Source organism: Microbacterium sp. K41, from assembly GCF_004794395.1.
Taxonomy (GTDB): Bacteria; Actinomycetota; Actinomycetes; order Actinomycetales; family Microbacteriaceae; genus Microbacterium; species Microbacterium sufflavum.
On the sequence record NZ_SSDO01000105.1, the window covers coordinates 1 to 7,203 of the forward strand.

General features: G+C 73.6%; 6 protein-coding genes. 5 read left to right on the forward strand and 1 reads right to left on the reverse strand.

Annotated elements, in window-relative coordinates; translation table 11 throughout:
- The 5 genes from DW309_RS02010 to DW309_RS02030 form a co-directional block, all read left to right on the forward strand.
- On the forward strand, positions 1–1,304 hold a 1,304-nt coding region (locus DW309_RS02010; protein ID WP_136044403.1), incomplete at its 5' end, for an L-serine ammonia-lyase, iron-sulfur-dependent, subunit alpha.
- 108 nt (positions 1,305–1,412) lie between these two features.
- The gene (locus DW309_RS02015; protein ID WP_136044404.1) at positions 1,413–2,168 is read left to right on the forward strand and encodes an AAA family ATPase; all 756 of its coding nucleotides are present in this window, start codon (positions 1,413–1,415) and stop codon (positions 2,166–2,168) included.
- A gap of 49 nt (positions 2,169–2,217) precedes the next feature.
- Entirely contained in the window at positions 2,218–2,814 is a 597-nt protein-coding gene (locus DW309_RS02020; protein ID WP_136044405.1) for a TetR/AcrR family transcriptional regulator, read from the forward strand.
- 55 nt (positions 2,815–2,869) lie between these two features.
- The gene (locus DW309_RS02025) at positions 2,870–3,652 is read left to right on the forward strand and encodes an ABC transporter ATP-binding protein (protein WP_205812590.1); all 783 of its coding nucleotides are present in this window, start codon (positions 2,870–2,872) and stop codon (positions 3,650–3,652) included.
- Entirely contained in the window at positions 3,649–4,383 is a 735-nt protein-coding gene (locus DW309_RS02030; RefSeq protein WP_136028994.1) for an ABC transporter permease, read from the forward strand. Before DW309_RS02025 ends, DW309_RS02030 begins: the two co-directional genes overlap by 4 nt.
- Before the next feature lie 15 nt (positions 4,384–4,398).
- On the opposite strand, the gene hrpB is transcribed toward DW309_RS02030, so the two are convergent.
- Entirely contained in the window at positions 4,399–6,948 is a 2,550-nt protein-coding gene (gene hrpB / locus DW309_RS02035) for an ATP-dependent helicase HrpB (protein ID WP_136044406.1), read from the reverse strand.
- Between the last annotated feature and the right edge of the window lie 255 nt (positions 6,949–7,203).

Genomic DNA, 7,203 nt, shown 5'->3' on the forward strand with positions numbered 1-7,203 from the left:
CGCCCGACGCGGTGGTCGCCGGGCTCCGCGGCCTCCGCCCCGAGACGTGCGACCCGGCCGCCGTGCGGGCCGCGTGGCAGGAGTTCCCCGACGGCGCCGCCCTGCGCCTCGGCAGGGTCCACGACGTGGCGTTCGCGAAGGACGACATCGTGTTCGCGCCGCGCACGCGTCTGCCCGGTCACCCCAACGCCATGACCCTGACCGCCACCGCCGCGGACGGCGCCGTGGTGGCCGAGGACACCTACTACTCCATCGGCGGCGGGTTCATCCGGCGCGACGGCGAAGCGGCGAAGATCTCGACGGGCGCGTTCCCCTACCCGTACGCCGATGCCGCGTCGCTCCTGGCGCTGTGCGACGAGGAGGGCCTGTCGATCGCGGAGGTCGCGCGCCGCAACGAGATGGCGCTGCGCAGCGAAGCGGAGGTGGCGGCCGGGCTCGACGCCATCTGGGATGCGATGTCGGGGTGCGTCGATGCGGGGCTGCACGCCGACGGTGTGCTGCCGGGGATCCTCAAGGTCAAGCGACGGGCGGGCACGATCCGCGGCCAGCTCGAGGCGGTCGAGGCCGAGGGGCACCGCGAGCTCCCGGGCGAGTGGCTCGGGGCGTTCGCGCTCGCGGTGAACGAGGAGAACGCGGCGGGCGGCCGCGTCGTGACGGCACCGACGAACGGCGCCGCGGGGATCCTTCCGGCCGTGGCGATGTACTGGTGGCGGTTCCTGGCGGACTCCGGTCTCGGCGCCGGCAACGCCGTCACCCCGTACGGCGAGCTCGTCGGCAGCGCGCTGCTGGGCTTCGAGGGCACGCCGCCGCCGGTCACCGCGGCCGAGGAACGCGAAGACCCGGCGGTCGCCGAGGCCAACCGCCGCCGCGGCATCCGTCGCTTCCTGCTCACCGCGACCGCGCTCGGCTCGCTGTTCAAGGCCAATGCCTCCATCTCCGGCGCGGAGGGCGGGTGCCAGGCCGAGGTCGGCTCCGCGTGCGCGATGGCCGCCGGCGGGCTCACGGCTGTGATGGGCGGCACGAACCGGCAGATCGAGAACGCGGCCGAGATCGCCATGGAGCACCACCTCGGCCTCACGTGCGACCCGATCGGCGGGCTGGTGCAGATCCCGTGCATCGAACGGAACGCGATCGCCGCCTCGACCGCGGTGACCGCGGCCCGCCTCGCCCTGCGCGGTGACGGCAGCCACTACGTGTCGCTCGATGCCGTGGTCGAGACCATGCGGCAGACGGGGGCGGACATGTCGACCAAGTACAAGGAGACGAGCGAGGGTGGTCTCGCGGTCAACGTCATCGAGTGCTGAGCGGGCGGGTGTCGGAGCCGGTCGATAGCCTCGGAGCGGACGTCGACGCGCGGCCTGTCGGACCCGGCGGATACCCTCGTGGCGGGGCCGGAGAGCGGGAGGGTGCGGATGGACTCGTTCTGGGAGCCGACGTCCACACGGCGAAGGCAGCAGCCGGTCGTCTCGGTCCGGGCGTCCTCGGATGCCCCGCCCATCGATGGCCGCTGGCCCACGAGCATTCCCGCGGTGGCGCAAGTGCTGCGGGAGGGCATCGACCTCGACCCCGGTGTGACCTTCCTCGTCGGTGAGAACGGCAGCGGCAAGTCCACCCTGGTGGAGGGCATCGCGATCGCGTACGGCCTGTCGCCCGAGGGCGGCTCGCGGCAGGCGCGACACCGCACCAGGGCGACCGAGTCCGAGCTGTCGAGCTGGTTGCGGCTGCAGCGCGGTATCGGCGCCGATCGCTGGGGCTTCTTCCTCCGCGCCGAGACGATGCACTCCTTCTACACCTACCTGGAGGAGAACCCGTCGACGAGCGGCGCCGAGGTGTCGTTCCACGAGATGAGTCACGGCGAGTCGTTCCTGGCCGTGCTCGAGAGCCGGTTCGACGATCCCGGGTTCTACTGCCTGGACGAGCCGGAGGCCGCGCTGTCGTTCACGTCGACGCTGTCGCTGATGGCCGTGCTGCGGCGCATCGCCGACGAGGGAGGCCAGGTGCTGTGCGCGACGCACTCCCCGGTCCTCGCCGCTCTTCCGGGAGTGACGATCCTGGAGGTGGGGGAGTGGGGTCTGCGCCCGGCGGCCTGGGAAGACCTGGAGCTCGTGCGGCACTGGCGCTCGTTCCTCGGCGAGCCCGGCCGGTACCTGCGACACCTGCTGGACTGAGCCGCGTCCGGCGGGAGGCCGCCGTCGTGCGGGTCGTAGGCTGACGGGCATGACCGAGCACACCGCACCCCGCCGACGCGGTCGCCCGCGCGGGGGGACGGACTCGCGCGAGCGCATCCTGGCGGCCGCGGTCGACGAGTTCGGCGAGCAGGGGTACGACGGCTCGACGGTCCGCTCGATCGCGGGGCGCGCCGGGGTGGACTCGGCACTCGTGCACCACTACTTCGGCACCAAGGCCGACCTCTTCGCGGAGGCGGTCGGGATCCCGCTGCGACCCGACATCGACGTGCCCGGCATCGTCGCGGGGCCGCGGGACGAGGTGGGCGAGCGGCTGGTGCGCTACGTGCTGGAGGCGTTCGAGCGCCCCGAGGTGCGGCGCCGCGGTGTCATGCTCATCCGCACGGCGCTCGGCAGCCGCGTCACCTCGCCGCTGCTCGCGGGCTTCCTGTCGCGCGAGCTGATCGGGCGCATCGCGAAGCTGCTGGCCGTTCCCGATGCGGAGCTGCGCGCGACGCTGGTGGCCTCGCAGATCGCGGGACTGATCGTGACGCGCTACGTCCTGGCGCTCGGGCCCCTCGCGGCGGCGGACATCGGCGACCTCGTGCACCGCGTCGGTCCCACGGTGCAGCGGTACCTGTTCGACTGAGACCGCGGCTCCTCGCCGTTGACCGTGGGGGCACGGCGGGCGCATAATTCATCGCATGATGAATAACGCGGCGGTCGCCATCGCGCAGCTCCGGGTGCGACGGGGAAAGGTGCGGGTGTTCGACGGCGTCGACCTCACCATCCCGCGCGGACAGGTCACCGGACTGCTGGGTCCCTCCGGCTGCGGCAAGACCACCCTCATGCGCTCGATCGTGGGAGTCCAGCGCGTCGAATCGGGCGACGTGACCGTGCTGGACGAGCCGGGCGGATCGCGACAGCTCCGGAACCGGGTGGCCTACGGCACCCAGGGTGCGGCGGTGTACGGCGACCTCACAGTGCGGCAGAACCTCGTCTACGTCGCCGCGCTGCTCGGGGCGCCCCGCGGCGATGTGGAGCGCGTGATCGACGAGGTCGGGTTGCGGGGCCAGGCGGGCCAGCTGGTCGAGTCGCTCAGCGGCGGGCAGTCCACGCGGGTCTCCCTCGCGATGGCCCTCGTCGGCGCGCCGGAGCTGATCGTGCTGGACGAGCCGACCGTCGGCCTCGACCCCGTGCTGCGCGCCGAGTTGTGGACCCTGTTCCGCGGCCTGGCCGACCGCGGCGTGACCCTGATCGTCTCCAGCCACGTGATGGACGAGGCGCTGCGCTGCGATCGGCTGCTGCTGATGCGCGACGGGCGGATCATCGCCGACACGACGCCCGCGTCGCTGCTGGCCGACACGGGCGCCGCGGATCCGGAGGCGGCCTTCCTCACGCTGATCGAACGGGACCGTGCGGCAGAGCACATCACGCGCCGATCCCGACGCGGTGCCCGGGAGCACGGAGAGGAGCAGGGGGAATGAACGGCCGCCGCATGTTCGCGACCGCGGCCCGCGTGCTGACGCAGCTGCGGCACGACCCCCGCTCGATCGCGCTGATGCTCGTCGCCCCCAGCCTGCTGGTCGGACTGTTCGCCTGGCTGTTCGCGGAGCAGGAGGGCGTGTTCGACCAGTTCGGCGGGGCGATCCTGGCACTGTTCCCGTTCATCGTGATGTTCCTCATCACCTCGATCACCACGCTGCGCGAGCGCCGCTCCGGCACCCTCGAACGGCTCATGACCACCCCGCTCGGCAAGGCCGACTTCATCCTCGGGTATGCCCTGGCCTTCGGGCTCATGGCACTGCTGCAGGCGGTGATCACGGTGTCGTTCGCGGTGGGGGTGTGCGGGCTCGACGTGGAGGGCGAGCTGTGGCAGCTGGGCCTGGTCGCGGTGGTCGACGCCCTGCTCGGCACCGCGCTCGGGCTGCTCGCGAGTGCGTTCGCGCAGACGGAGTTCCAGGCGGTGCAGTTCATGCCGGTGCTGGTGTTCCCGCAGATCATCCTCGGCGGGCTATTCATGCCGCGCGACCAGATGCCCGACGTTCTGCACACGATCTCGGACTGGCTGCCGCTCAGCTACGCGATCGACACGATCAACGCGGTCGCCGCGGGCGACGGCGGGTGGGACGTGTACCGCCCGCTGCTCGTGGTGGTCGCGTTCTGCGTCGGTGCGCTCGTGCTCGCGTCGCTCACGCTGCGGCGTCGCACGGCCTGACCAGGCGGCCTCCGCTCAGCGCGGCGTGCGGTTCTTCGTGTGTCGGGTGGGGGCGGCCGACCACGGGTCCTCCGGCCAGGGGTGCTTGGGGTAGCGTCCGCGCATCTCGGCGCGCACCTGCGCGTACGGCCCCGACCAGAATGACGCGAGATCGTCGGTGACCGCGAGCGGACGCCCGGCGGGGGACAGCAGGTGGAACAGCACGGGCACGCGGTCGTCGACGAGTCGGGGAGTCTCGGCCCAGCCGAAGCACTCCTGCAGCTTCACAGCCACGACGGGGCGCGCGGACGCGTCGTCCGCGTCGGGGTAGCCGATCCGCACGCGCGAGCCGCTGGGCACCTCGAGCCGCTCGGGGACGAGGGCATCGAGGCGCGACGCCTCGGGCCAGGGGAGCAGCCGGCGCAACGGCGAGGCCAGGTCGATCCGTGCCGCGGGTGTGCCGGCGGCGAGGGCGTCGAGCTCGGGCCCGAGCCACGCGTCGAGGGTCGCGAGCAGGCCGGCATCCGACACGTCGGGCCACGGGTCGCCGAGCTCGCGCCGCACCAGCGACAGACGACGACGCAGGGTGTCGGCCGCCTCCGACCACGCGAACACGCCGAGCCCGTCGCGTTGCAGCGCCCGGCGAACGGCATCTCTGCCCTCGTCGGCGGAGGCACGCACCGGCACCGAAGCTCGCAGGATCGCGCCGATGCGGCGCTCGCGCCTGGCCTGCACGCGTCCGTTCGTGAACGCGGCCTCGACCCGGTCGGTCATCAGGTGCTGTGCGGCCCGCTCCATCTGCGCCTCGGACAGCGCAGCGGCGGCACGGATGATCGCTCCCGACCCTGCCGCCGCACGCCCCGCGGCGCGCGTGACGTCGGCGACCGCGATCCACTCCGACGCCGCGAGCGGTCCGCGCATCCCCGCCCTGGTGCCGGACGCGAGCAGGAACGTCGCCCCGTCCGCCGTGCGCTCGACCCGCTGCGCGATCCGCTCGGGGAAGGCGAGGGCGATCACGAGACCCGTGCCGTCGAGACCGGAGCGGACGCCCGGCGTCGCGGGGACCAGTCGTCGGAGGCGATCCGCGTCGGTGCGCCACCGGGCGTCGGGAGTGCGTCCGCTGCGGAGAGCGACGAGCGCCTGCGCCGCGTCGGCATCGGCGATGCGCACGTCGCCGCTCAGCAGGGCGACGACATCGGCCGCCAGCGCCGCACCCACGAGCGGACTGCCGTCGCGGAGCGCGCGGGCGAGCCGCGGGTCGGTCGGGATCCGCGCCAGGTCACGGCCCTCGACGGTGGCGCGTCCTTCGTCGTCGATCGCGCCGAGTGCGCCCAGCACCGTCAGTGCGTCCGCCAGGCTGTCGGCCGGCGGTGGGTCGATCAGGCGCAGTCCCGCGCCGCCGGGAGCACCCCAGCACGCGAGCAGCAGTGCGGCATCCGTCAGATCGGCCACCGCGATCTCGGGGGCGGGGCGGGCGGGTGCCGCGGCGTAGGTGCGTTCGTCGACGCAGCGCACCACGATGCCGGGTCCCTGACGCGTGGCGCGGCCGGCGCGCTGCACGCACGAGGAGCGGGGTGCGGCGGTCGTGACGAGTCCCGTCATCCCGCGGGCGGCGTCGCGCTGCGGCTGTCGCGCCAGGCAGCTGTCCACCACCAGGCGCACCCCCGGCACGGTGAGCGACGATTCGGCGAGCGACGTCGTGACGATGATGCGCGGCGGGTCGGAGGCGCGCCTCCCGCGGACCACGGCGTCCTGCGCGGCGGCGGGGAGCTGACCGTGCAGCTCGCGCACGTCGTACGACCCGTCGGCGTCACGGACGCGGCGGGCGATCTCCGCCACCTCGCGAGCTCCCGGTGCGAAGACCAGCACGTCGGCGGTCGGATCGTCGCGGGTCAGGTCGCGCGCGGCGGAGACGGTGGTGCGGGCGACGTGATCCAGGAACCCCCACGTCACCCCGCGCTCGTCGAGCCGCGGGCCGGGGCTCGGCGCCCACCGCTCGGTGAGCGGAAAGGCGGGCACCGCGTGCTCGACGACGGCAGCCGGACGCTCGTCTGTGCCGATGACGCCGGCGATGCGGGCGGCGTCGAGGGTCGCGGACATCGCGACGAGCGTCAGGTCGTCGCGCAGCTGCCGCACCTCCGACAGCAGCCCGATCAGCAGGTCGGTCTCGAGAGCTCGCTCGTGCACCTCGTCGATGATCACGGCGTCAACGCCGTCCAGGCCCGGGTCGTCGAGCAGCCGCCGCAGCAGCACCCCGGCCGTGACGAATTCGACCCGGGTCGACGGTCCGACGGAGCGCTCGCCGCGCACGGTGAATCCCACGCGCTCGCCCAGGGTGGAGCCGTCGAGCTGCGCGAGTCGTCGGGCCGCTGCGCGTGCAGCCACGCGGCGGGGTTGTGTCACGATCACGCGGCCGGGAACGCGAGAGGCGAGCAGGGGCGGGACGAGTGTGGTCTTGCCGGTGCCGGGCGGAGCGCTCACCACGACCGCATGGTCGACGTCGAGGGCCGCAGCGACGCCGGGGACGGCGGCCGCGAACGAGAGCCCAGCGCCGATCGCGGCGAGGTCGAAGGCGGCGGACGTCATCGCCCCAGTCTGCCGGTTCACGACGTGTCCCCTCCTGCGCCGCCGGCCTCCGATCCGGTCCTCAGCCCACCCGAGGCTCGGGAATCGAGGAGTCGTGTACGTCGCCGGACGCAGAAAGCGGATGCCGCGACCCGGTGGGCCGCGGCATCCGCTGTCTTGTCGCGCCTATTCCGCGGTGGCAATCGCGCCTACTCCGCGGCGGCTGCCGGGGGCGCGGGGGGCGGCGGTGTGGTCGGGGCGGGCGTACGCGGCGCC

Bases quoted from the DNA above. Each gene is read 5' to 3' on its own strand.
- DW309_RS02015 (WP_136044404.1), top strand. From the start codon at position 1,413: ATGGACTCGTTCTGGGAGCCGACGTCCACACGGCGAAGGCAGCAGCCG.
- DW309_RS02020 (WP_136044405.1), top strand. From the start codon at position 2,218: ATGACCGAGCACACCGCACCCCGCCGACGCGGTCGCCCGCGCGGGGGG.
- DW309_RS02025 (WP_205812590.1), top strand. From the start codon at position 2,870: ATGATGAATAACGCGGCGGTCGCCATCGCGCAGCTCCGGGTGCGACGG.
- DW309_RS02030 (WP_136028994.1), top strand. From the start codon at position 3,649: ATGAACGGCCGCCGCATGTTCGCGACCGCGGCCCGCGTGCTGACGCAG.
- hrpB (WP_136044406.1), bottom strand. From the start codon at position 6,948: ATGACGTCCGCCGCCTTCGACCTCGCCGCGATCGGCGCTGGGCTCTCG.